Annotated in this window: 16 protein-coding genes and 11 pseudogenes; 17 read left to right on the top strand and 10 right to left on the bottom strand. The window is 32.7% G+C overall.

Going from position 1 to position 25,761, the window contains the following annotated elements; translation table 11 throughout:
* The first annotated feature begins 313 nt into the window (after positions 1-313).
* Both ubiE and porT read left to right on the top strand, forming a co-directional pair.
* The gene (gene ubiE, locus ACZZ95_RS08020) at positions 314-1,045 is read left to right on the top strand and encodes a bifunctional demethylmenaquinone methyltransferase/2-methoxy-6-polyprenyl-1,4-benzoquinol methylase UbiE (protein ID WP_095952559.1); all 732 of its coding nucleotides are present in this window, start codon (positions 314-316) and stop codon (positions 1,043-1,045) included.
* 1 nt (position 1,046) lies between these two features.
* On the top strand, positions 1,047-1,751 hold the full coding sequence (gene porT, locus ACZZ95_RS08015; protein ID WP_463468654.1) for a type IX secretion/gliding motility protein PorT/SprT: 705 nt from the start codon (positions 1,047-1,049) through the stop codon (positions 1,749-1,751).
* A gap of 9 nt (positions 1,752-1,760) precedes the next feature.
* On the opposite strand, the pseudogene ACZZ95_RS08010 reads toward porT, so the two are convergent.
* Positions 1,761-2,490, bottom strand: a pseudogene (locus ACZZ95_RS08010) (TrmH family RNA methyltransferase).
* 37 nt (positions 2,491-2,527) lie between these two features.
* On the opposite strand from ACZZ95_RS08010, the pseudogene tamL reads away from it, so the two are divergent.
* From tamL to ACZZ95_RS07985, 5 genes and pseudogenes are all read left to right on the top strand, one after another.
* Positions 2,528-5,102: pseudogene (gene tamL, locus ACZZ95_RS08005) on the top strand (translocation and assembly module lipoprotein TamL).
* 60 nt (positions 5,103-5,162) lie between these two features.
* Positions 5,163-6,231: pseudogene (fbaA, locus tag ACZZ95_RS08000) on the top strand (class II fructose-bisphosphate aldolase).
* Between the two features lie 103 nt (positions 6,232-6,334).
* Positions 6,335-7,189, top strand: coding sequence for an acetyl-CoA carboxylase, carboxyltransferase subunit beta (gene accD / locus ACZZ95_RS07995; RefSeq protein ID WP_463468653.1), 855 nt, complete (start codon positions 6,335-6,337; stop codon positions 7,187-7,189).
* A gap of 84 nt (positions 7,190-7,273) precedes the next feature.
* A complete protein-coding gene (locus ACZZ95_RS07990) occupies positions 7,274-7,522 on the top strand; it encodes a hypothetical protein (RefSeq protein ID WP_463468652.1) in 249 nt (82 codons plus the stop codon).
* Positions 7,519-7,893: a hypothetical protein gene (locus ACZZ95_RS07985; protein WP_463468651.1), complete on the top strand. Its 375-nt coding sequence runs from the start codon at positions 7,519-7,521 to the stop codon at positions 7,891-7,893. Before ACZZ95_RS07990 ends, ACZZ95_RS07985 begins: the two co-directional genes overlap by 4 nt.
* A gap of 1 nt (position 7,894) precedes the next feature.
* Here ACZZ95_RS07985 and ACZZ95_RS07980 read toward each other — a convergent pair.
* Together ACZZ95_RS07980 and ACZZ95_RS07975 are read right to left on the bottom strand one after the other, a co-directional pair.
* Positions 7,895-8,783, bottom strand: a pseudogene (locus ACZZ95_RS07980) (cupin-like domain-containing protein).
* A gap of 82 nt (positions 8,784-8,865) precedes the next feature.
* Positions 8,866-10,114: pseudogene (locus ACZZ95_RS07975) on the bottom strand (ABC transporter permease).
* Positions 10,115-10,278: 164 nt separating this feature from the next.
* On the opposite strand from ACZZ95_RS07975, the pseudogene purH reads away from it, so the two are divergent.
* The 6 genes and pseudogenes from purH (at position 10,279) to rodA (ending at position 17,550) form a co-directional block, all read left to right on the top strand.
* Positions 10,279-11,808: pseudogene (gene purH, locus ACZZ95_RS07970) on the top strand (bifunctional phosphoribosylaminoimidazolecarboxamide formyltransferase/IMP cyclohydrolase).
* 54 nt (positions 11,809-11,862) lie between these two features.
* Positions 11,863-12,891 (top strand): annotated as a pseudogene (locus tag ACZZ95_RS07965) (rod shape-determining protein).
* Between the two features lie 111 nt (positions 12,892-13,002).
* Positions 13,003-13,833 carry a rod shape-determining protein MreC gene (gene mreC / locus ACZZ95_RS07960; protein ID WP_463468650.1) on the top strand — a complete coding sequence of 277 codons (831 nt, stop codon included), beginning with the start codon at positions 13,003-13,005 and terminating at the stop codon, positions 13,831-13,833.
* Positions 13,826-14,332 carry a rod shape-determining protein MreD gene (locus ACZZ95_RS07955; protein WP_113677349.1) on the top strand — a complete coding sequence of 169 codons (507 nt, stop codon included), beginning with the start codon at positions 13,826-13,828 and terminating at the stop codon, positions 14,330-14,332. The genes mreC and ACZZ95_RS07955 overlap by 8 nt, the downstream gene beginning before the upstream one ends.
* A pseudogene (mrdA, locus tag ACZZ95_RS07950) lies at positions 14,329-16,300 on the top strand (penicillin-binding protein 2). The gene ACZZ95_RS07955 and the pseudogene mrdA overlap by 4 nt, the downstream one beginning before the upstream one ends.
* 14 nt (positions 16,301-16,314) lie before the next feature.
* The gene (gene rodA, locus ACZZ95_RS07945) at positions 16,315-17,550 is read left to right on the top strand and encodes a rod shape-determining protein RodA (protein ID WP_463468649.1); all 1,236 of its coding nucleotides are present in this window, start codon (positions 16,315-16,317) and stop codon (positions 17,548-17,550) included.
* Between the two features lie 611 nt (positions 17,551-18,161).
* Here rodA and ACZZ95_RS07940 read toward each other — a convergent pair.
* The 7 genes and pseudogenes from ACZZ95_RS07940 to ACZZ95_RS07910 all read right to left on the bottom strand — a co-directional run bounded on the left by ACZZ95_RS07940 (position 18,162) and on the right by ACZZ95_RS07910 (position 23,000).
* A pseudogene (locus ACZZ95_RS07940) lies at positions 18,162-18,924 on the bottom strand (DedA family protein).
* Between the two features lie 133 nt (positions 18,925-19,057).
* Positions 19,058-19,399 carry a heavy-metal-associated domain-containing protein gene (locus tag ACZZ95_RS07935; protein ID WP_463468648.1) on the bottom strand — a complete coding sequence of 114 codons (342 nt, stop codon included), beginning with the start codon at positions 19,397-19,399 and terminating at the stop codon, positions 19,058-19,060.
* A 53-nt stretch (positions 19,400-19,452) separates the two neighbouring features.
* Positions 19,453-21,446, bottom strand: a pseudogene (locus ACZZ95_RS07930) (TonB-dependent receptor plug domain-containing protein).
* A 132-nt stretch (positions 21,447-21,578) separates the two neighbouring features.
* Positions 21,579-21,978: pseudogene (locus tag ACZZ95_RS07925) on the bottom strand (HYC_CC_PP family protein).
* Positions 21,979-22,026: 48 nt separating this feature from the next.
* On the bottom strand, positions 22,027-22,473 hold the full coding sequence (locus tag ACZZ95_RS07920; protein WP_463468647.1) for an exosortase F system-associated membrane protein: 447 nt from the start codon (positions 22,471-22,473) through the stop codon (positions 22,027-22,029).
* The gene (xrtF, locus tag ACZZ95_RS07915; RefSeq protein ID WP_463471639.1) at positions 22,463-22,795 is read right to left on the bottom strand and encodes an exosortase family protein XrtF; all 333 of its coding nucleotides are present in this window, start codon (positions 22,793-22,795) and stop codon (positions 22,463-22,465) included. Before xrtF ends, ACZZ95_RS07920 begins: the two co-directional genes overlap by 11 nt.
* A gap of 25 nt (positions 22,796-22,820) precedes the next feature.
* The gene (locus ACZZ95_RS07910) at positions 22,821-23,000 is read right to left on the bottom strand and encodes a hypothetical protein (RefSeq protein ID WP_463468646.1); all 180 of its coding nucleotides are present in this window, start codon (positions 22,998-23,000) and stop codon (positions 22,821-22,823) included.
* 70 nt (positions 23,001-23,070) lie between these two features.
* On the opposite strand from ACZZ95_RS07910, the gene ACZZ95_RS07905 reads away from it, so the two are divergent.
* The 4 genes from ACZZ95_RS07905 to rpsO all read left to right on the top strand — a co-directional run bounded on the left by ACZZ95_RS07905 (position 23,071) and on the right by rpsO (position 25,695).
* The gene (locus ACZZ95_RS07905) at positions 23,071-23,526 is read left to right on the top strand and encodes a GAF domain-containing protein (RefSeq protein ID WP_463468645.1); all 456 of its coding nucleotides are present in this window, start codon (positions 23,071-23,073) and stop codon (positions 23,524-23,526) included.
* Between the two features lie 98 nt (positions 23,527-23,624).
* Positions 23,625-24,254: a toxin-antitoxin system YwqK family antitoxin gene (locus ACZZ95_RS07900; RefSeq protein WP_463468644.1), complete on the top strand. Its 630-nt coding sequence runs from the start codon at positions 23,625-23,627 to the stop codon at positions 24,252-24,254.
* Positions 24,255-24,484: 230 nt separating this feature from the next.
* Positions 24,485-25,330 (top strand): energy transducer TonB, encoded by an 846-nt coding sequence (locus ACZZ95_RS07895; protein ID WP_463468643.1) that lies wholly within the window; start codon positions 24,485-24,487, stop codon positions 25,328-25,330.
* A gap of 98 nt (positions 25,331-25,428) precedes the next feature.
* Positions 25,429-25,695 carry a 30S ribosomal protein S15 gene (rpsO, locus tag ACZZ95_RS07890; RefSeq protein ID WP_041516556.1) on the top strand — a complete coding sequence of 89 codons (267 nt, stop codon included), beginning with the start codon at positions 25,429-25,431 and terminating at the stop codon, positions 25,693-25,695.
* Positions 25,696-25,761: the final 66 nt, after the last annotated feature.

The following is a 25,761-nucleotide window of genomic DNA, read 5'->3' as shown; positions in this document are numbered from 1 at the left end:
CCCCAAGAACAATACTTTACAAAACTTTTTCAAGAACAAATGAAATTACAAGTGCAAAAAGTAACCATCTGCTTAAGTCTTTTGGTACTACCAATCATTAAAACTTTAATCATTTTTACTTTGACAAAGTTGCTCATAAAAGAGAGATTGGACAATACCGCGTTTTAGTGGTTTTGTCAAAATACCTAGATTTAGGGATGCCGGATTATCTCAATAATTAGTTTTAAAATAAATCATTCAAACATTTATTTTACAAATTAAAAAACTCAATTACAGTTAAACTAGATTGTTTATATTTGCCTAAATAAAAAAAATGTCTGAAAAAATAACTCCGTATAAAGACTCTTCACTAGGAAAAAAAGAGCAGGTAACCCAAATGTTTGACACCATTTCTGGGAATTACGATAATTTGAATCGTGTCATTTCGTTTGGTATTGATGTAAAATGGCGCAAAAAAGTATTAAAAATAGTTTCAGACAAAAAACCAAAGGTAATTTTGGATATTGCTACAGGAACTGGTGATTTGGCTATTTTACTGTCTCAAACAAATGCTGAAAAAATTATTGGCTTAGATATTTCTGCCGGAATGCTGGAAGTTGGAAAAAAGAAAGTTCAGGAAAAAAACCTTTCTAATACTATTGAATTAGTTTTAGGCGATTCTGAAAATATGCCTTTTGAGGATAATTATTTTGATGCTATAACTGTTGGTTTTGGCGTGAGAAACTTTGAAAATTTGGAAAAAGGTTTTGCCGAAATCTTAAGGGTTCTTAAACCAAATGGTGTTTTTGTGATATTAGAAACTTCGGTTCCAGATAAATTTCCTTACAAACAAGGTTATACTTTTTATAGCAAAAATATATTACCGCTTATTGGAAAATTATTTTCTAAAGATAATGACGCCTATGGTTATTTATCTGAATCTGCTGCTGCTTTCCCTTATGGAGAAGCCTTAAACAATATTTTGAGAAAAACTGGGTTTATAGATGTTGTGGCAATGCCTCAAACTTTTGGTGTCGCAACGATTTATTCTGCATCTAAAAAATAGTATGAAAAAAGCTGTAATCTTATTTTTGTTGGTCTTAGCGACAAAAGGGTATTCTCAATTTGCTAAAAATATGTTTAGCAAAGACCCTATTATTAACCTTGAAAACTTTCAGAAGCGACGTGTCTACTTTGGATATTATTTGGGTTTCAATAGTTTTGACTTTAAATTTGATTACAAAACCCAGCAGGATATTCAAGTAAAGAAAACTACTGGATTTAATGTTGGTGTTGTTGCCGATTTGAGATTACAGGAATACGTTAGTCTTCGTTTTGAACCTGGTTTATACTACACAAAACGTGATTTATATTTCCCAAATTTCACCTCGGAAAATGATTATTTAAGAGAAGTAAACAGTACTTATATCCATTTCCCTTTATTGTTGAAATTTTCTGCCTTACGTACAGGAAACGTTCGTCCTTTCTTGGTTGGCGGTGTGTCTACAACTTTAAATTTATCGAGTAATGCTAAATCTAAAGACGATAACTTTGAACAAAAATTCAGAGTCAAACAATGGACAGCCGCTTATGAATTAGGTGTAGGAATTGATCTTTTTACAGAATATTTTATTTTCTCTCCATCTATTAGAGGAATGTTTGGAATTACAAATGAACTGATTCGTGACAATCCTGGTCAGGCAAGTGGATGGACAGACAACATCGATTCGATGAAATCCAGAGCTATTTTAATAAATTTTACTTTTCATTAAAACAAAATCTTAACTCTTTCGTTTAAATTCACTAAGAATAATTGCTGTTGCAGTAGCTACATTTAAACTTTCGGTTTTTTGAAGCTCTCCAAATCTAGGAATTGTCAGGCGGCTGGTTACTGTTTTTTCAATCTCTTCTGAAATACCATTGGCTTCATTACCCATAATAATGATCCCATCTTGAGGTAATTCTGATTGATAAATATTAGCTCCGTCCATAAAAGTTCCAAAAACTGGCAGTTTAGTTTGAACAAGAAAAGATTTTAAATCAACATAATTTATGTTTACTCTCGTAATGGAACCCATTGTTGCCTGTACAACTTTTGGATTGTAAATATCTACTGTTTCTTTAGAACAAATTACTTGTTTAATACCAAACCAATCGCACAGACGTAAAATAGTTCCCAGGTTTCCAGGGTCCCTAATATCGTCTAAGGCTAAAATTAAACCTGAATCGATTATTTTCTTTTCGGCGGGAATTTTAAAAACAGCCAGACAAGTATTTGGAGTTGTTAAAGCACTTATTTTTTTTAGTTCTTGTTCATTAATAAGAGTACGTTTTGAAGTTTGAACTGCTTCGAAATCATTTAATGTAGTGTATAAATGTTCTAATTCAAAATTGGATTGCGACAATTCTTGAATTACTTTTACTCCTTCAGCAAAAAATAATTGATTAGCAAAACAGTCGCTTTTTTTGATGTAAACTTGAGATAAGCTTTATTTGGTTTTTACTAACCATAAAATAATGTACTTTTGAATTAAATATTAAAAAACACTTGAAAAATAATTCCACAAAAATAATAGCATTTCTTCTAATTGCAATATTAATTTGCGCTTGTAATGCCGTAAAAAGAGTTCCCGATGGAAAAAATCTTCTTGTAAAAAATAATATTCTAGTAAATGGCAAATCGACAAACGATGAAGTTGCCTCCAACCAAATGTACCAAAAACCAAATGGTACATTATTAGGTTATAAACTCCGATTAAATTTATACAATTTAGCCAATTTAAACCCAGATTCAACTTATCAGGCAAAATTCAAAAATAATCCTGGTAAATATGAACGCATGTCTAAAATATATTCTGCAAAACAAGTTGACCGTCTTGGGCAGTCTTTTTACTATAAAGGAATTCACGAATTTCTAAAAAACACAGGTGAACCGCCGGTAATTATTGATACTTCGAAGACTAAAAAATCATTACTCCGTTTAAAATACTATTATTTTAACAACGGTTATTTTAATGTCTTGACAGATTATACAATTGACAGCCTTGGACGTAAAAGAGCCGCAATTAATTACAACATTACTACCGGACCAGCTTATAAACTGGATACCATCAAAACTAATATAATGACTCCTGCTTTAGATTCATTATACAAAACCAATAATGAGCCTTCGTTACTAAAATCTGGAAATCAGTACAAAACTACAGATTTTGAGGAAGAAAAAAACCGTATCACCACTTATTTCAGAAATCACGGTGCCTATTACTTCCAGCCTACTTATGTAACTTTTGACATTGATACGATTGGTAAAAAAGCCAAAGCCGATGTTACTTTAAACATTGGCAACAACAACATTCAGGAAAGAGACTCAAGTCGTACAGAGCCTTTTAAAATATACAAGATCAGTGATGTTAATATCTACACCGATTATTCTGCAGACAAATTCTAAAAAGAAACCTACTGACAGCACCACTTACAAAAACTTTAATCTTTATAGTTATAACAAATTAAAGTATAAACCCCGCGCTATTACAGATGCAATTTTTATTACTAAGGGAAGTACTTTTGCAGATTTTAGAACAACTCTTTCCTCTCGATATTTGAACAATTTAAAGATTTTTAACTATCCGTCGATACAATATGAAGTAGACAAAAGAGATTCTACAGCGCAGTCGCTCATTGCAAAAGTGTATTTGACGCCGAGAAAAAAATACAGTTTTGGAGCAACTTTTGACGTAACGCATTCTAATATTCAAGATTTTGGAATTGGAGCCAGTATCTCTGAAACTATACGAAATGTGTTTAATCGTGCGGAGACTTTAGAAATTTCTGCCCGTATGAATATTGGTTCTTCTAGAGACATGGCCAATCCCAACAACAATTTCTTTAATGTTTCTGAATATGGATTGGATGTTAAACTAAACTTTCCGAGAATTTTACTGCCATTTGGAACCGAAAAAATCATTCCTAAAAGTATGATTCCTTATACAACCATAACTTCTGGTTTCTCTAAACAGCGAAATATTGGTTTGGATAAGGAAAATTTCACGGGTGGTATTGCCTACAACTGGACGCCAAAACGTTACAATACAGCAAAACTAGAATTATTAAATGCACAGTTTGTTCGTAACTTAAATCCTAATAATTATTTTAATGTATACACGTCGTCTTACCGCGATCTGAATAATATCGGGAAAGATTATAATACTGATATTTCAAACTGGGGAACAACCCAAGAAGAACAAGATAGAAAAAACCTAACAATACCGGATGGAACTACAGGTTTTACAAATAATGTTTTGAATGGACAAACGGCCTTGACACCAGACAATCCAGAGTATCAAGATGTAGAAAGTATAGAAGAAAGAAGAGTGCGTTTGACAGAAAATGATTTTATCCTGGCAACGAGTTATTCTTTTACAAAGACAACTAAGAAAGATTTAGCCGATAATAATTTTTATCAATTTAGAACAAAAATAGAATCTGCGGGAACATTATTGTCTGCGGTTTCAAGTATTGGAAATCTGCCTAAAAACTCAAGAGGAAACTACGAAATTTTCAATCTGGAATATTCGGAATATATTAAAACGGAGTTTGATTACATTAAACACTGGGATTTTGGAAGAGAAAGAGTTTTAGCTGTTAGAAGTTTCTTTGGAATTGCGGTTCCGTTTGGAAACTCCAATTACATTCCGTTTTCACGAAGTTATTATGCCGGAGGTTCAAATGACAATCGTGCCTGGCGACCCTACGCTCTAGGCCCAGGAAGCACCAATGCTGTAAATGACTTTAATGAGGCAAATATGAAAATCGCGACGAGCGCCGAATTTCGTTTTAAGATTGCCGGAGATGTCAAAGGAGCTATCTTTGCAGACGCCGGAAATATCTGGAATGTGCTCGATAATGTCATAGATGAGAAAGCAAAATTCGACAACTTAAACGATTTAGATGAAATTGCTTTAGGAACAGGATTTGGTTTACGATACGATTTAAGCTTTTTTGTGATTCGTTTAGATTTAGGCTTTAAGACCTATAATCCGGCACATGAGAAGGGAGACAGATGGTTTAAAGAATACAATTTTGGGCACTCGGTTTTAAATTTTGGAATAAATTATCCGTTCTAATGCTAATTAATTCTTATTTTTGCAACCTAAAAACTAAAAACAACTATAAAAAAAATTACAATGGCACACAATATCAAACCCGGAGTAGCTACAGGAGATCAAGTTCAGGAAATCTTTAACTATGCGAAAGAAAAAGGATTTGCTTTACCTGCAGTAAACGTTACAGGATCTAGCACAATTAATGGAGTTCTAGAAACTGCGGCAAAATTAAATGCGCCGGTTATCATTCAATTTTCTAACGGAGGAGCACAATTCAACGCTGGAAAAGGATTATCAAATGCTGGTGAAAAAGCGGCAATCGCTGGTGGAATCGCTGGAGCAAAACACATTCATGCGTTAGCAGAAGCTTACGGAGCAACTGTAATCTTACATACTGACCATTGTGCAAAAAAATTATTGCCTTGGATCGATGGTTTGTTAGATGCTTCTGAAAAACATTTTGCAGAAACAGGAAAACCATTATTCAGTTCTCATATGATCGATTTGTCTGAGGAGCCAATCGAAGAAAATATCGAGATCTGTAAAGAATACTTAGCTAGAATGAGTAAAATGGGTATGACATTGGAAATCGAGCTTGGTATTACAGGTGGAGAAGAAGATGGTGTTGACAACTCTGATGTTGACAGCTCAAAATTATATACACAGCCAGAAGAAGTAGCTTATGCTTACGAAGAATTATCTAAAGTAAGTCCTAAATTTACAATTGCTCGCCGCTTTTGGAAACGTTCACGGTGTTTACAAACCAGGAAACGTAAAATTAACTCCAAAAATCTTAAAAAATTCTCAAGATTTCGTACAAAACAAATTCAACACTGGACACAATCCAGTAGATTTCGTTTTCCACGGAGGTTCAGGTTCTACACTTGAAGAAATCAGAGAAGGAATTAGCTACGGAGTTATCAAAATGAACATCGATACAGATTTACAATTTGCATATACTGAAGGAATCCGTGATTATATGGTTAAAAATCTTGACTATTTGAAATCACAAATTGGTAACCCAGAAGGTGCTGATGTTCCTAACAAAAAATATTACGATCCAAGAAGATGGGTTCGTGAAAGCGAAGTAACATTCAACGCAAGACTTGAACAAGCTTTTGCTGACTTGAATAACGTAAACACTTTATAAAAGTAAACAGTATTCAGTTTTTAGTGTTCAGTTTGAAACTGAACACTAAATTAATAACCTGAACACTGAAATTTGATTTACTGAACACTGAAAACTAGAACAAATGGCTTGGTTTAAAAGACAAGAAAAAGGGATTACGACCGCGACAGAAGACAAGATGGACGTTCCGAAAGGATTGTGGTACAAATCTCCTACTGGAAAAATTATTGATGCAGACGAATTAGCGAGAAACTTATTCGTAAGTCCTGAAGATGATTTTCACGTTCGAATTGGAAGCGCAACCTATTTTGAAATTTTATTCGACAACAACGAATTTGTTGAGTTAGATAAAAACATGACATCAAAAGATCCTTTGCATTTTGTGGATACAAAAAAATATGCAGAGAGATTGAAAGATGTAATGGAAAAAACTCATCTTAAAGACGCTGTACGTACTGGAGTAGGAAAATCTAAAGGAAGAGAACTTGTAATATGCTGTATGGATTTTGCCTTTATTGGTGGATCTATGGGAGCAGTTGTAGGTGAAAAAATAGCAAGAGGAATTGATCACGCGATCAAAAACAAACTTCCTTTTGTAATGATTTCTAAATCTGGTGGAGCTCGTATGATGGAAGTCGCTTATTCTTTAATGCAATTAGCAAAAACTTCTGTAAAATTAGCGCAGTTAGCTGAAGCTAAATTACCTTATATCTCTCTTTGTACAGATCCAACAACTGGAGGAACAACTGCATCTTACGCAATGTTAGGAGACATCAATATCTCTGAGCCAGGCGCTTTGATTGGTTTTGCTGGTCCGCGTGTTGTTCGTGATACTACAGGAAAAGATTTACCAGAAGGTTTCCAAACTGCTGAGTTTCTTTTAGAGCACGGTTTCTTAGACTTTATCACGCCTAGAAAAGAATTAAAAGATAAAATCAATTTATATATTGATTTGATTCAAAATAATGATATTAGATAGTTTTTGAACTTCTAAAACATATAAAATCCCATTCGCTTCGGCTGATGGGATTTTTTTATATCTTTAATTTTAAATCTTATTTCTATGGCGAGAATTTTTATTGGTTTTATGATTTGTTTTATTTTTCTGAATTGCAGTAAAAAAGAAGAAAATACGACTGTAAAACATAAAGATTACATCATTTCTTATGAAGACAGAAAACTTCAAAATTATTATGACTCATTACAAAAAGAAATCCAAAAAGTCCGCCACCTCCGAGAGGTTTCTATTCGGGAAACCAGCTTATTATTGACAATAAAGGAGATTACTATTATTATCAAAAAGAATTTATGAGATACGGATGTGGAACAATACCCGCAAGTGATACTGTACCGCATTTTATAGCTTTAAAACCAAACAATATACTGAAAGTCCCACAAGCAAGAATCATTGATTTTCTTTCAAAAAATATTCCAAAAAAAGAAGAATATAAAAAAATTTTAATCATTGCTTCTCAAAATGACACTATTAAAAACAACTTGCTTTTTGATTATTTGAATAAAAAGAATATTAGTCATTTTATAAGAAGAACGACGCAGGAAGAAGACACAGTTTTAAAATATAAGAAAACAAGCGTATATTATAATTCGCAACAAATTAAATGGAATAAAAACAGAATTACATTTCCTTTCATAAAACCAAAATTAGAAAAGACAAAAAATTAAATTACCTCGCTTTTTTCAAATCCTTTTTCAATTCCTTTTCCGCAATTTTAAAAGCTAACTTCTCTCTCCAAATTGCATATCGTTCTCTAAAAACTATTTTTATAGCGCTGTCTACTGCTCCATGCATAAACAAACTCCAAACGCTAGCCATTTTTCGAGTTACAGAAGAATCCCATGCACGAAGACTCAAAGAGAAAGAACCATCAATGTAGCGCATCCAGTGCCACATTCCGGTCGGCATGAATAAAGTATCACCGTGTTCCAGAAAAACCTCGTAACCTTCAACACCTTTTAGAGCAGGGAATTTTTCAAAATCTGGATTCGCAACATCATAATCTTCTAAAGCGTAAGTAGTATTTGGAATACAGTAAAGTCTTTTTTTCCATTTATTATCAAACAATATAATATGTTTTCTGCCTCCAAAATGGGTATGAAAAAGATGAGGCAGATCGATATCGTAATGTAAAAATGTAAAAGCTTGCGAACCTCCAAAAAACATGGCAGGCATACTTTCTATAAAACCGCCCATTAATTCTTTGGGAATTTTTACATCATTGATTAATTCAGGTCTGTGTTTGAAAAGATTGAAGAAAAAAATACGCTGTATGCGTTGGCTCTCTTTTTATTAAATCAAGATAATCCCCAAATTTCATATTGGAGATAGAGGCATTGATTACTTTTTTGGGATCTGCTTTAGAATTATCAACCAGCTTTACCTCAATATCTCCTGCAATTTCTTTAAAATAATCTGTAGACCACTTTTCTCGTGCAGGCCAGTCTTTTGTTAGTCCTTTTATAATTAGTGGCTTTCTTTTATCTAAATAGTTCTTTTTAAAGTCCTCTCTAGAAATAGACTCAACTGTGTCGACATTTTTTAGGATAAAGCTCATTCTTATTGATTTAAATTATCTACACACCAATACCTAACAATTTATATTCCTCAAAATATAATTATATAACACAAAAGAATCATTACATCCCCGTTCGAATAGCTTCAACAGGATCTAGATTTGAAGCAGAAATAGCAGGTAATATTCCAGAAACTAAGCCAATAAATGCGGCTAAACCAGTTCCTAAAAGAATATTTCCTAAACTTAAAACAAATTCGAAATCAAGCAGTTTGGTTAAAGCAACAGCAATTCCCCAAACCATCAAAAGACCAATAATTCCACCGATTACAGATAAAATTACAGCTTCGAACAAAAATTGGAATAAGATAAATTTATTTTTAGCTCCTAACGACTTTTGAATTCCGATAAGATTTGTTCTTTCTTTAACCGAAACGAACATAATATTAGCAATTCCGAAACCGCCAACAAGAAGAGAAAATCCACTTATAATCCATCCTACTACATTCATCTGTCCCAAAATTCCATCAATAAAATCGGTAAATCCAGAAAGCACATTAATAAAGAAATTATCCATCTCCCCTGCTTTCATTCCTCGAATCGAGCGCAATTTTTGAGCTATTTGCGCTTTGTATGCCTCCATATCTACACCTTTAACCGGTTTAAGAACAATTACTGGAGTCATAGCGTCGCTGTCGCCGTACATTCTGCGTAAAAAATTAGCCGGAAGATAAACAGACGTATCATTACTGTCTCCAAAAAAACCAGCTCCTTGTTTTGCCATTACACCAATAACGGTAAATCGGCTGCCCGTACAAACGAATATTTTTTCCAATTGGATCACTTGAACCAAAAAGTCCATCAGCAATATCATATCCAAGCACAATAACTGCCGTACCTGAATTGGATTCTGATTCGTTATAAAATCTTCCTTTATCAAAAGTTAGTCCGTCAATATCGACCATTTCGCTTGACGAAGGAACAATATTTACATCGCTGACTGTTTTAGAATCGTATTTTAAACTTTCTCTATTTACAAAAAGCTGATACGCTACTTGATCCGTATCATTCATTGAATTTTTCAAAGCAATATATTCATCATACTTTACATTTGGAAACTGTTCTCTTTTCCATTGTGGAATTTCTGAAGGCCCAAAGTTAAATTTCATTAAATAAATCGTATTTTTATCTAAACTGCTCAAATCTTTAGAGATTTTTTTATCTAAAGAATCAACTGCGACCAAAACAGCGATGATTGAAAAAATACCTATTGTAACACCTAAAAGCGACAATAAAGTACGCAATTTATTATTTCGCAAAGCATTGATGGCAAAGCTCAGACTTTCTTTTAATAATCTTAAATAAACAAGCATATTTATGTATTTTTCAATAAAGTAAAATTCAATAATTTAAAATCAAAAACCTAATAAAAGTTAACTTACTCATCAGTAGATTTTTTTAGCATTTTGTTACACTATTTTTTTTAAAATAATGTATAAAAAAACTACTTTTGCAGTCTCAAAATTATAACTACACAATGAGCACAACTAAAAAAATACAATCGGCATTAATTTCTGTTTTTTCTAAAGATGGATTAGAACCAATCGTTAGAAAATTACACGAACAAAATGTTACACTTTATTCTACTGGAGGAACTGAAGATTTCATTAAAAACCTTGGAATTCCTGTAGTTCCTGTTGAAGACATTACTTCATTTCCTGAAATTCTTGGAGGAAGAGTTAAAACTTTGCATCCAAAAATTTTCGGCGGTATCTTGAATCGTCAAGATAACGAAAGTGATGTACAGCAGATGAAGGAATTTGATATTCCTCAAATCGATTTAGTTATCGTTGATTTGTATCCTTTTGAAAAAACAGTTGCTTCTGGAGCAAGCGAACAAGATATTATTGAAAAAATTGATATTGGCGGTATTTCATTGATCCGTGCTGGTGCAAAAAATTTCAAAGACACTGTAATTGTTGCTTCGGTTAACGAATACAGCCTGCTTTTAGATTTAATTACAGAGCAAGATGGAGCAACGACTCTTGAAAACAGAAGATTATTGGCTACTAAAGCATTCCATGTTTCTTCTCACTACGATGGAGCGATTTTTAATTATTTCAATACAGACGAGACTATTTACAAAGAAAGTATTGCAAATGGCCAAGTTTTAAGATATGGTGAAAACCCACACCAAAAAGGATTCTTCTTTGGAGATTTTGATGCAATGTTCAACAAAATTCACGGAAAAGAATTATCATACAACAATTTACTTGATGTTGATGCTTTGCAGTAAACTTAATTGCAGAATTTAAAACTGACGGACCAACTTTCGCCATTTTAAAACATAACAATGCTTGTGGTTTAGCTTCAAGAAAAACTATCAGCGAAGCTTATTTAGGCTGCTTTGGCTTGTGATCCTACTTCTGCATTTGGCGGCGTGTTAATTTCTAACACAAAAATTGATTTAGCCACAGCTCAGGAAATCAATAAATTATTTTGCGAAGTAGTAATTGCTCCAGCTTATGATGATGAGGCAGTTACAGTTTTACAAGAAAAGAAAAACAGAATTATATTAGTTCAAAATGAAGTTGAATTACCATCTCGCCAAGTAAGAACTTGTCTTAATGGTTTGTTAATTCAGGACAGAAATAATATTACAGATAATAAAGAGCATTTAAAAACCGTTACCATTACAGAACCTACTGCTCAAGAGATCGAAGATTTGATCTTTGCTTCAAAAATCTGCAAGAATACAAAATCAAACACTATTGTATTTGCTAAAAACGGAACATTGATTTCTTCTGGAACAGGTCAGACATCAAGAGTTGACGCATTAATACAAGCTGTTGACAAAGCAAAAGCTTTTGGATTTGATTTAACTGGTGCTTCTATGGCAAGTGATGCATTTTTCCCGTTTCCGGATTGTGTTGAATTAGCTAAAAAAGCAGGAATTACAGCAGTAATTCAGCCAGGAGGTTCAATAAAAGACGAATTAAGCATAAATTATTGCAACGAAAATAATCTTGCAATGGTATTTACTGGAACACGTCATTTTAAACATTAATTTGTTTAACTTTGTTCAAAATAATTTATAACATTTTAAACCCCTAAAAAACTTATGGGATTTTTTGATTTCATGACCGAGGATATTGCGATAGACCTTGGTACCGCAAACACTTTAATCATTCATAATGACAAAGTTGTTATTGACAGCCCCTCTATCGTTGCCCGTGATAGAGTATCAGGCAAAATCATCGCTGTTGGTAAAGAAGCCAACATGATGCAAGGTAAAACGCATGAAAACATCAAGACCATAAGGCCTTTAAAAGATGGTGTAATTGCAGATTTTGACGCGTCAGAAAAAATGATCAATATGTTCATTAAAAGTATTCCTGCGTTAAAAAAAGAGAATGTTTACTCCAGCACTAAGAATGGTGGTTTGTATTCCTTCTGGAATTACTGAGGTTGAAATGCGTGCGGTAAAAGAATCTTGTGAAAGAGTAAACGGAAAAGAAGTTTACTTAATTCACGAACCAATGGTAGCGCAATTGGTATTGGAATTGACATCATGCGACCAAAAGGAAACATGATTGTTGATATCGGGGGTGGTACAACAGAAATCGCTGTAATCGCTTTAGGCGGTATTGTATGTGATAAATCTGTAAAAATTGCAGGTGACGTTTTCACTAATGATATTGTTTATTACATGCGTACACAACACAACCTTTTTGTTGGAGAAAGTACTGCTGAAAAAATAAAAATTCAAATTGGGGTCGCTATCGAAGATTTAGATGGACCGCCAGAAGATATGTCTGTTCAAGGAAGAGATTTACTTACAGGGAAACCAAAACAAGTAGATGTTTCTTACCGTGAAATTGCAAAAGCTTTAGATAAATCTATTCAACGTATTGAAGATGCGGTAATGGAAACATTATCTCAGACTCCACCAGAGTTAGTCGCCGATATTTACAATACTGGTATCTATTTAGCAGGTGGTGGATCTATGTTGAGAGGTCTTGACAAACGTATTTCTCAAAAAACAGATTTACCTGTTTATATTGCAGAAGATCCATTAAGAGCTGTTGTTCGCGGTACAGGAATGGCCCTTAAAAATATTGCAAAATTTAAAAGCATCTTAATCAAATAAGATTCAAAATAACAATCAATTTACTTTTATAAGGATCAGATTTTTAATATTTGATCCTTATAAAACCTGAAACCATAAAGCATATCCTGAAACAAAATAACCAAACAAGAAATGCGACAAATTTTTAATTTTATTATAAGAAACAGTAATAGACTACTGTTTTTCTTGCTTTTAGGTATTTCATTAGGACTCACAATTCAATCTCATTCCTTTCACAGAAGCAGAGTAATAAGTTCTGCCAATTTTTTAAGCGGCGGTGTTTATGAAAGAATTAATCGTGTAAATGAATATTTGAGTCTAAGAGCTGAAAATGACGAACTTGTACTTGAAAACGCAAGATTAAAAAGTCTTTTATTTAACAAAGAAGACACCACGAAACCAGCTTTGCCAGACAGTATCAAAGGGGTAAAACCTGCTGATATAATTGTATCAAAAGTAATCCACAACTCATACAATACACACGAAAACTATATCACTTTAAATTCTGGAAGCAAAGAAGGAATTAAACAAGATATGGGTGTTATTAACAGCTTAGGAATTATTGGAGTTGTAGACAATACTTCGCCAAATTATTCAACTGTGGTTAGTATTTTGAATATGAAATCACACATTAATGCTAAGATCAAAAAATCAAATCACTTTGGTTCGTTAACTTGGGATGGAAAAAGCACTGGATTTGTTCAGTTAGAAGATGTTCCTAGATTAGCGTCTATTAGAAAAGGTGATACTATTGTAACAGGAGGCCAATCTGTAATTTTCCCAGAGGGAATAAATATCGGAACAGTTGATATTGTATACCAGAAAGAAAATACCAGTTTTTATGTCATAAAAGTTAAGTTATTTAACGACATGACAAACCTTGGACACGTGTATGTGATCAAAAGTAAGGACAGAGAAGAACTTATTAATTTAGAAAACAAAAGCAAAGAAAAAAATGAATAGCGCTTTGTTGGTAAATATTTTCAGATTTATTATCTTGCTGGCAATTCAGATTGTTATTTTCAACAATATGAATTTCTTGGGATACATAAGTCCTTTTCCGTACATTTTGTATATAATTTTATATCCAGTAAACAGTAATAAAGCAGGTTTAATTATTTCCAGCTTTTTGCTTGGCTTAACCATGGATATGTTTTGTAATTCCGGCGGAATACACGCAACTGCATGTGTAATTCTGGCATATTACAGGCCTTATATTTTCAAGTTTTCTTTTGGACTCAGTTACGAATACCAAACGATAAAACTTAATGAATCTTTAACGCCAGAGCGATTCTCATTTATTTTGGTTTCGGTTTTAATGCACCACATTGTACTATTTATTTTGGAGGCTTTCCAATTCAAATTTATTTGGGACATTTTACTCCGAACCTTATTTAGCTCTATTTTCACCATAATCACCTCGATAATAATAATTTATCTTATTAAGCCCAATAAACGATGAGAAAAGTTCTGTCGCCCACTATAATTATTATTGCGGCATCTTTGCTAGTGATCAGGATATTTTATCTGCAGATTATTGACGATTCTTTTAAACTGAAATCAGAAAATAATGCGATCAAAAAAGTTTATGATTATCCTGAACGAGGTTACATTTACGATCGTAATGGAAAACTTTTAGTTGCCAATCAGGCTTCTTATGATATCATGGTGATTCCTAGAGAAGTAAAGAAAGACCTTAATATTGCCGAATTTTGTGCGCTCTTGAATATTACCCAAGAAGACTACAATAAGCGTATTGCAAAAGCAAAAGTTTACAGTCCAAGGCTTCCATCTGTTTTTTTATCGCAATTAAACAAAACTGAATTTGCCGCTTTTCAGGAGAAAATCAGAAAGTACGAAGGTTTCTATTTTCAGAAAAGATCTTTGCGTGATTATGAAGTAGATTACGGAGCTAATATTTTTGGCTTTATCACTCAGGTAAATGAAAAATTAATTGAAAAAAATCCGTATTACAATAGTGGAGATTTAATTGGACAACAAGGCGTTGAACAAAGCTATGAAGAGATTTTACGTGGAATTAAAGGTGTAAAATACATTCAGAAAGATAAATACAACCGTGAGATTGGCTCATACAAAGAAGGCAAATACGATACTATTGCCGTTGCGGGAGAAGATATCAACATCACTATTGATGCCGAACTTCAAAAATACGGTGAAGAATTGATGATCAACAAAAGAGGTGGTATCGTAGCTCTTGAGCCTAAAACAGGAGAAATTCTAGCACTAGTAACCGCTCCTTCTTACGATCCTGGTATTATGGTGGGAAGACAAAGATCTAAAAACTACACGCTTTTATATCATGACTCTATCGCAAAACCATTATATGACAGAGGACTCTTAGCCGAATACCCTCCTGGTTCTCCATTTAAAATTTTAACTGGTTTAGTTGCACTTCAAGAAGGAGTCGTTAATGAACAGACTACTTTTATGTGTCATCACGGATTTAGTTATGGCGGACCGATTTATGAAATGCCATGGTTTTGGTCCACATCAATTGCATAACGGTATTTACAATTCTTGTAATACTTATTTTGGTCAAGCATATATGTTAACCATTAACAAATATAAAGATCCAGGAAAAGCTGTTGATGTTTGGAGCGATCACGTAAGAAGTTTTGGTTTAGGACAATTTATGGGTTACGATCTTCCAACTGGAAAAAAAGGAAATATTCCAACTTCTAAAACCTATAAAAGAATTTATCCTAACGGAGGCTGGAGAAGTTCAACAATTGTTTCGAATTCAATTGGTCAGGGAGAAGTTTTAATGACTCCAATTCAATTAGCAAACATGATGGCTACTGTTGCCAATCAAGGTTATTATTACACACCTCATATCATTAAACAGATAGAAGGAGAAAAAATAGACGAGAAGTTTACTACTAAACATGTTACTTCTATCGATCAAAAATATTTCCCGCCTGTTATTAGTGGTTTATTTGACGTGTACAACAAAGGTACCGCTTATGCGCTTAGAGTTGAAGGTATCGATATTTGCGGAAAAACAGGAACTGCAGAGAACTACGCTAAAATAAATGGTAAAAGAGAGAAATTAAAAGATCACTCGATATTTGTAGCTTTCGCACCAAAAGACAATCCGAAAATTGCTATCGCAGTTATGATTGAAAATGGAGGTTTTGGAGCAACAGTTGCAGGTCCGATTGCGAGTTTAATGATTGAAAAATATCTTAGAAAAAAAATCACAAGAACTGATTTGGAAATAAGAGTATTAAACAAAAGTTTACTTTCGGAATATGCGAAATTAGGAGGAATCAGTGAAGCTCTTAAAATTGAATCTGTTCCAAAAGATTCTGTTTTACAAGCCAAAATCGTAAAACCAAAAGCACCAGTTACTACAGCACCAAAAACTGAAGTTAAAAAAACAGCAGTAGACACTACTAAGAAAAACTAGAAAGATTATTTCAAATGAGAAATCAAAGTGTAAAAAATAATATCGATTGGATAAGTGTCTTTATCTACGTTGCGCTGGTAACTTTAGGCTGGTTGAATATTTATTCGTCTTCTTTGTTATCAACAGACGGGACTTATCAAAAACAGCTTATTTTTATCTGCTGTACAATTCCTTTGATATTTGTTGTTCTTTTTGTTGATGGTAAGTTTTATGAAAAATATGCCAGTATTATCTTTGGAGTCTCTTTATTATCTCTTGCAGGATTGTTCCTTTTTGGAAAAACAATTGCTGGTCAGCGATGCTGGTATGCCATAGGAAGTTTTACTTTACAGCCGTCAGAATTTGCAAAAGCCGCAACGTCATTGGCTTTGGCTAAATACCTAAGTGACACGCAGATTAACTTAAAAGAAACCAATAGACAGATTCAGGCTTTAGCAATTATGTTCTTGCCTGTATTATTAATTTTACCACAGCCAGACCCTGGAAGTGCGTTAATTTATAGTGTTTTTATACTTGTTCTTTACAGAGAAGGTTTACCATCTTGGTACGTATGGACTGCTTTTATCACTATTGTTCTTTTTGTACTTACATTGGTATTAGAACCTTACGTAGTAGTCATAATCGCATTTGTGGTCTTAGCCATTATCCACTTCAAAGGCAGGGCTGTTGACCGAAATATAATTTTAAGCGCTATATTATTAGTCTTAATCTCTGGTTTTGTTTTTTCTGTTGATTATGTTTTTGATAACGTTTTTAAACAACACCATAGAGACCGTTTCAATATTTTATTGGGTAAAACTGTAGACATGAAAGGTATTGGATACAATACCAACCAGTCTGAAATCGCAATTGGGTCTGGAGGATGGATCGGAAAAGGTTTCTTGGAAGGAACACAAACCAAAGGAGGTTTCGTTCCAGAGCGACATACCGATTATATCTTTACAACAGTTGGTGAAGAATGGGGTTTTGCAGGTTCTCTAACAGTTATTGCTCTTTTCGTTGGACTATTGCTTCGCGTAATTTATTTAGCCGAAAGGCAGAAAACTAAATTTAGCCGAGTCTATGGATATTGTGTCGCCGGAATTCTATTTATACACTTCTTTGTAAATATTGCAATGGTAATTGGAATTTTCCCTACAATCGGGGTTCCTCTGCCCTTCTTTTCTTACGGAGGTTCTGGACTTTGGGGCTTTACTATATTGTTGTTTATTTTCCTTAAAATGGATGCGAATAAAGTAAATGAATGGTAGGTTTGATAATTGTTAATTGTTAATTGTTAATTGATAATGGTTAATTATTAATGGTTGTTGCCAATTTAAAATATAATAATCTGCATTTGTATTTCTATGGTTGAAACTATTGTAATGTTAAAATACTTGAATTCATTTTTTATATAAAGAGAATTAATTCTAATAAATACCAAAATAAAAAAGTCCGAAGTTTTGAAGCTTCGGACTTTTTTATTTTGGTATTTTTTCGCTTGGTCTCTTTTTAATAAGTTCCCACGGTTGAAACCGCGGGCTATATTAAAACACTAAAGAATCCATTTATACAAATAGAATTATATCCACCTTGAATAGGGAATAAAAAAGTCCGAAGTTTGAAGCTTCGGACTTTTCTTTATTTATATTTTTTCGCTTGGTCTCTTTTTAATAAGTTCCCACGGTTGAAACCGTGGGCTATATTAAAACACTAAAGAATTCATTTATACAAATAGAATTATATCTCCCTTGAATAGGGAAATAAAAAGTCCGAAGTTTTGAAGCTTCGGACTTTTCTTTATTTATATTTTTTCGCTTGGTCTCTTTAATATAGCCCACGGTTAAAACCGTGGGCTATATTAAAACACTAAAGAATTCATTTATACAAATAGAATTATATCCACCTTGAATAGGGAAATAAAAAAGTCCGAAGTTTTTGAAGCTTCGGACTTTTTTGTATTTATATTTTTTCGCTTGGTCTCTTTTTTTAAGAGTTTCACTAAGACTGGAAACGTTGATATGATAACAATAATTATAATGATATATTCAATATGTTTCTTTAAATCTATTCCTTGTTTTAAAAAGATGCCATACAAATAATGCCCTGCAAAAATCAATATGAATGACCAAAGAAAAGAACTTAACACATTAAAAAACATAAACTTCTTCTTGTCCATCGAAACGATTCCTGCAACTATTGGAGCAAATGTTCTAAAAATCGGAAGAAATCTTGCGTAAATAATCGCCTTACCTCCATATTTCTCGAAGAAATCTTTTGATTGAAGTAAATATTTTTTCTTAAACCAAAACGTATCTTCTTTTTTTAAACAAATAATAACCGCTTTTAGCTCCAAACCAATAACCTGTCATATTTCCTAAAACTCCCATTACCGCAACTGCAGTTGAAAGTAATAACACATTTAAAAAATCGTTAGGAATAATTAAGACATTTTCAATTAAGTCGCGGCTATAAATACCTGCTAAAAAAAGCAAACTATCTCCAGGCAGAAAAAAACCTGCAAAAAGCCCTGTTTCAGCAAATACTATAAACAGCACAATAAACAACCCAATCTGAAAACCTCCGACACTTAAAGTAATGTAAAATTCAGGGTTTATTAACTGGGTCCAATCAAAATTATTCATAAAACGAAGTTGGTTATCTATATAAGTTCGTGAAAGTAACAATAATTTACATTAACCACAATAAAATGCAGTATTTTAAACATAAATTAACTATTAAAAAAAGCCCAAACTAATGCTTGGGCTTAAAAAATAATTATTCTCTTACGTACTTGCGACAACTATGTAAATTATCATAATCTGCTGTTGTCGCTTTAACTTCTTTTGTATCATGCCCCGCTTTGGCAACTGCAGTATTTAAATCTATAGGAGAAGATTTCTCTTCGTTTAAAATTACCGAAAGCTGATGTGAACTTATATCCCAGCTGGCAGTTTTTACGCCTGGAACACCATAAGTCGCTTTTTCAATTCGTTTCTTACATTGCTCGCAGTTACCATTTACTTCTGTTGTGTATTTTAAATTTTTATTTTTTTTAGTTTGAGCCTGAGCCGAAAATCCTAAAAAAGTAATCATTGCGATTAAAACTATCTTGTTCATCTTATTTATTATTAATGTTATCGAAATTTATTACTGCAATTACTATTGCTTGTTTATTTAATTTTAAATCTTAATCCTGCGTAATACATTTGTCCAAAAATTGGCGCGTATGCTACAGACGCATCAAAATTTGGTCCAAAAGGATTTTCTGCACCTAAAATTGCTTTTTCTTGTTTGTAATTTCCAATGTTTTCTCCTCCAATATACACTTCAAAAACAGAAGAAAAAACGCGGGTAACCTGTGCATTCATCACAGCATAGGCAGGTGAGAAATCTGGAAATTGATCTGCCTCAGGATTTGAAGCCGTATAAGGCAATTGTTGTTTTCCTGACCAGTTATAAGTAAAATCAAACCTCCATTGTTTATCATCATTCAAGGTTGTTTCGTACTCTAAATTACCCAAGAAACGATGTTTAGCCTGCAATGGTACGCTGAAATGTACCTCTCAAATAATCGGTTTGGATGTCGTAATATTTGTATGCCGTTCTTAAATTTAAATTATGAATCAGCTCGTAATTAAACTCCACTTGAAGGCTGTTTGCAAATGAACTTCCTTTTAAATCATAAAACAATACTTGTCGCGGACTTTGCATTAAATCTACTACAGCTTGATTTTGGAAATCGGTACGGTAGAAATCAAAACCTGCGTCTGCATTTCTATTGAATAAAGTGAATTTCTGTGAAAAACTCACCCCATAATTCCAAGCAATTTCTGGATTTAAACCATATACTTTTCCGCTGGAATCCAAAATTGAAAATGCTCTGGAACTTGCAAAAAGCTGTTGGTTTTCGGCAAAAATATTAGCTGTACGTTTTCCTCTTCCGGCAGAAAAACGAACAACGCCGTTTTTCCAAGGATTATATCGCATGTGCAATCTCGGAGTTACAAAAAAACCCAATCGATTATGATTATCAACTCTTCCACCTAAAATCAAACTAAAATTATCGGTATTATCATAAGTATATTCGAAGAATGCTCCAACCGAATTATCGATTCGGCTGTAATCAGTAACATTCACAAATTCCTGATATTGATCGTAGGTAAAATTCAAACCAGTCGTAAACTTATGCATTGTATTGTTTATGATAGAATTGAATATCAAATTAGAATAAAAACTATTTTGTTTGATATCGTACAGATTTAAACCAAAATAAGAATCTTGTTTATGAGTGTTGAAAGCATTTTGAAAACCAATACTTTGATAAGGCATGTCTTTAAAAACATAACCTATTTTTGTTGACACATCAAAACGTTCTGTGTTAATTTCAGATCCCCACAAATTGGTCGTGCCACGGTCGCGGTCTTTATCAAAATCAACTTCTCCCGTTTGTTTTTTATCATTCATATACCTGAAATTGATAAAACTTACCAAACCACTTTCTGGATTGTAATATTGGTAACGGTTTAAAACATTGATTTGCTTCCCTAAAGGATTATCCAAAAATCCGTCATTGTTCATGTCGTTTTTTGCCACACGTGTGTTTCCGTGAACAAATAAACTTGTAGCCCATTTATTGGATAGCTTTTTATTAAAATGGGTATTTAATTCAAAACGAGAATCTGTTGAACCATAAGCATTCAAGAAAAAAGGAATATCACTCAAAGGTTTTAAAAGTTCTGTGTTGATTTGACCAGAAATACTTTCGTAGCCGTTTATAACACTTCCTGCACCTTTGGTAATCTGAACGCTTTCGATCCACGTTCCTGGTGTAAATGATAAACCATAAGCTTGAGAAGCCCCTCGAACAGAAGGAATATTTTCCTCGGTAATCATTAAATAAGGACTGGTTAAACCAAGCATTTTAATTTGCTTAGTTCCCGTTAAAGCATCAGAAAAATTGACGTCGATTGATGGATTTGTTTCGAAACTTTCGGCCAGATTACAACAAGTCTGCTTTAAGCAGTTCCTTACTTGTAATTAGAGATGTATTGGCTGTTACTGTGAAGGATTTTTTAATTCCTTTTTGCTTTTTATTGATTTTTACTTCCTCTAAATCTTCCTGCGAAAAAGCGACAACGGAAAACAAAAACGCCATAAAAAGCATTATATTTTTTTCATAAAAATGATTTTAATGTTGAATAGAATTACATTTTTGATGTTTGTTTGAAACAAAACCAATCAAAATGTAAATGCGAAGTTTTTAGACAAAACTTGCACTGCATCTTTCACATTAAAATCAGGAATAGAAAATATACTGATGATATAATTTAAATAAGGGGGGAGCATTCGCATCAGAGTAATACGAAAGGACTTCTTTCTTTTTAAAATTTGGAAGCGCTAAAAAGACTAAAGGTTTGTAGTCTTGAAAAACAGCTGGAAAAGCTAACTGAAAAAAGAAAAATTTGAAAGTTGCATTGTCCGATTTTTTTTCAAAATGAACAATTTTATCCTTACAGCAAGAATTCTTTTTCTCTTTTGAACCGCATGACATTTTTTTCTACTACCGGCTCTACTGTTGTATTTAATGAAACGGAAGCAATTTTTCCTCCGCAATAGTGCACATCAAAAGCAAACCCAATATTGGAAACCAATAAAAGGAACGCTAAAAACAGTCCTGTACACTTTTTTAAATTCATGCTCGCAAAGCTATTCAAAAAACAATCGATAAAAAACTAAAATAAATGTTATTTTTTAGAATTCTGGAGCTGATAGTAGAATCCAGGGATAAACAAAAGCACTAAAATAGGCTGAATTATGAATCTTCTTACATAGAAAAGAAGCCAGCCAGCATGAGGAAAATATTCTAGAATTGTATAGAACATTACCAAAAGCACTATTAGAAACAAACTATATATAATCAAGCTAAACTTAAAAATATCTCGGTCTTGAAATAATGTATAAATCAATACCAAAGACAAAACCGAATTTAAAAAGTAACGAGATAAAAGTCCGAAAAAAAGCTTCAATTCTTCAACCTGAGGATATGGCAGATTGTGAAAATCATTTTTAAAATAGTTCAAAAAAGGATCATAGAACAATTGTTTTTCAAAAACTCTTATCAATGCAAATCCCATTACAACAAGTATTGCAATTACGATTTTAAACTTATTGTCTCTTAAACTATTTAGCATATTTTGAAAACTTATTAATCCAGAAAATCCATAAAACAAAGACATATCCATAAATGATCAATGGAAACACAATTCCGTGAAGAAAGTCATTTTGTGCTGGAAAATAAAATACAAGAACCGTTAAAAATGCAATTCTAATAACATTTAAAATATAAATAGAAATAAGCCCAAAGAGTATAAACATTAAAGTCTTTTTAAACTTTCCAGAAAAGGCGACAACAAAAGAAACAAAAAGAATCATTACACTCACTGCATTACAACCTTCTGTTATACGAGCTACATATTTTTCGTTAATTATAATTTTTAACCACGGGTCCTGAATACTTTTTTGAATACTGACATCATAGTTAAAAAACTGCAGACAACTGCTCTGTATTGGCGCCTGTAATCATGCTTATACCGTCAAGATCATTGGCTTGATAACTGTTTAAATAGAATTTATAAAGCAAAGTCAGAACAATATATGTCAAGAAAAAGATGCTTACAAAAAGTAAAAATGGCTTAAACTGAACTAAATATTTTTTCAAGAGAATTTTTTTTCAAATTTATGTATTTTTTGAGTTCAGCTTTAAATACTTTTGTATAAAATTTTACATCATGACATTTCAAGAATTACAACCAAAAATAAGTACCATTATTGCTGGCACTGAATCAAATAGAGACGAAAAATTATTAGCTGTATGTCAGCTTTTAAATGAAAATATAGAATACTACAACTGGGTTGGTTTTTATTTTGCCAATCATGAGGCTAAGACTTTACACTTAGGACCTTATGTTGGGGCAGAAACAGATCATACTGTTATACCTTTCGGAAAAGGAATTTGTGGTCAGGTAGCAGAAAGCAACGCCAATTTTGTAGTGCCGGATGTTAAAGCGCAAGATAATTATATTGCCTGCAGTTTTACCGTTAAGTCAGAAATAGTAGTTCCGTTATTTGTTAATGGAGTTAATATAGGACAAATCGATATTGACAGCCATGTTATTGATCCGTTTACAGAAGCTGACGAGAGATTTTTGGAATTTGTGAATCAAGAAGTTGCTAAACTATTCTAGAAGGACTATTTTTAATAGAAAAAATAGACTGAATGACTAGAAACACATTCCTTTTTCTGCTTCTGATAATTTCAGCCAATCTATTTGCTCAAATTAACATGGTCTCGAAAAAAATTTTTCTTGACTCCTTAAATCGCGAAACTACACCAGAAAACTACACTTATACAAGAGTAATTACCAATTATTCTCAAAAAAGTGTAAGATATGTTGTGACTGATTTTTACAAAAATGGCAGAAAGAAAATGACTGGCGCCACTTTGGACAGAGATAATCTGAAAAAAGATGGAGAGTTTATTTACTATTATAAAAATGGCGCAAAAGAATCTGTCGTAAATTATTCCGAAGATAATAAATCGGGCAAAGAAATTAATTGGTACGAAAATCAAAGTAAGAAATGGGAGAAACAAAATATTTGGGATCCAAAAACAAAGAAATCCCAAACTTTGATTCTTAATTACTGGGAAGAGGATAAAAGCCAAACTGTAGCTGATGGAAACGGAGAATACAAAGAAACCGATGGATCTGTAACTCAAAAAGGAACTATTAAAGACGGCTTAAAACAAGGTGTCTGGCTGGGAAATGACAGCGTAAGAAAAATTTCCTTTAGTGATAATTACAATAACGGAATTCTAATCTCCGGCTTTAGTACCGACGAAAACAATGTGAAATTTTCTTATTCGTCGTTAAATGAAAAAAATGCTGGTAAAAAAATTCAGAAATTAAAGTAAGGCCTTATTTACATTCACTTCATTAATCTATTTATTTCAGATACTGAAAATTGTTATTTTGTTAAAGAGAATTCTTTGCTGGTTTGTATTAAAAATATTACTTTGGCGTACTATTTATTTTTACTACTCTATGAAACTAATTTTACGTTTAGCATTCCTCCTGCTCATTTCATCCAAAGCTTTTTCGCAAAAGCAAGTCGCAAAGAAACAAACTGATTTACCTTGACTCGATGTGGGTACCGAGTGATCCTGAAAATTATAAATATACCAGACTTATTGAAGAATATTACTCTGATAAAAAGTCTTATGTTTATCGCGATTATTACAAATCAGGAAAATTAAAATTTATTGCCGTCACTTTAAACAGAGATGTTATGATAAATGAGGGACAAGCAGTTTCTTATTATGAAAATGGGAATAAAAAATATACTGTAAATTATGCAAAAGATAAAAAATCAGGAAGGGAATACAACTGGTACGAAAATGGAAATATAAAATCTGAGATTGATTTTTCTGAAGATAAAAAAGCTAGAGATGAAGGTAAAATTAATAACTTTTGGAATCTGGAAAAAGAACGAATTGTTGCGGATGGAAATGGATATTATGCTGATAAAAGTGAAAACAGTGAACAATCTGGTCAAATAAAAAATGGCGTACCAGACGGCACTTGGACAGGTAAGAATTTTAAGAACAAATCAAGTTTTATTGAAATGTATAAAAATGGAGAATTAGTTTCAGGCGTCACCACCGATTCTTTAAATATAAAACACTCGTACGGCACAAAATACCTTAAACCAAGTCCTAAAAATGGAATAAATTCATTCTATAGCTATATTGGGAAGTCAATGCACATTCCTTTTGAAGCCAGAAAAGTTTCTGGAAAAATATATATGAGCTTTATAGTGGATGAAGAAGGAAATCTAGTGGAACCAAAAATAATAAAAGGTATTGGTTTTGGCATCGATGAAAATGCAATACAATTGATTAAAGAAGCACAAAAATGGAATCCTGGAAAGATAAGAGGCATTCCTGTTAGAGCACTTTATAAATTACCAATAACGATAATGGCAAAATAAGATGCAATAAAAATTTATTTTTCAAAAAAAAAGTATTAATTTTGCACCGTCTTACAAAAGATGTACGACATACATAAAAATCATTAAATAATATTGGAATGTATTTAACTAAAGAAAAGAAAGAAGAGATTTTCGCGCAACACGGTGAAGCAACAAACACTGGAAAAGCAGAAGCTCAAATCGCATTGTTTACTTACAGAATCAGCCACTTAACTGAGCACTTGAAAAAAAATCGTCACGATTATAATACTGAGCGTTCATTAGTACTATTAGTAGGTAAAAGAAGATCGTTGTTAGATTACTTGAAAAAGAAAGAGATCAACAGATATCGTGAGATTATCAAAGTATTGAATATCAGAAAATAATCAATATAGAAAAGAGGTGCGAAAGTGCCTCTTTTTGTTTTTACATTACAAGCATTTTATAAAAAA

The organism is Flavobacterium sp. AC267, assembly GCF_979258715.1.
The sequence above is the reverse complement of the archived record's forward strand: the minus strand, read 5'-3'. Positions and strand labels throughout refer to the sequence as shown.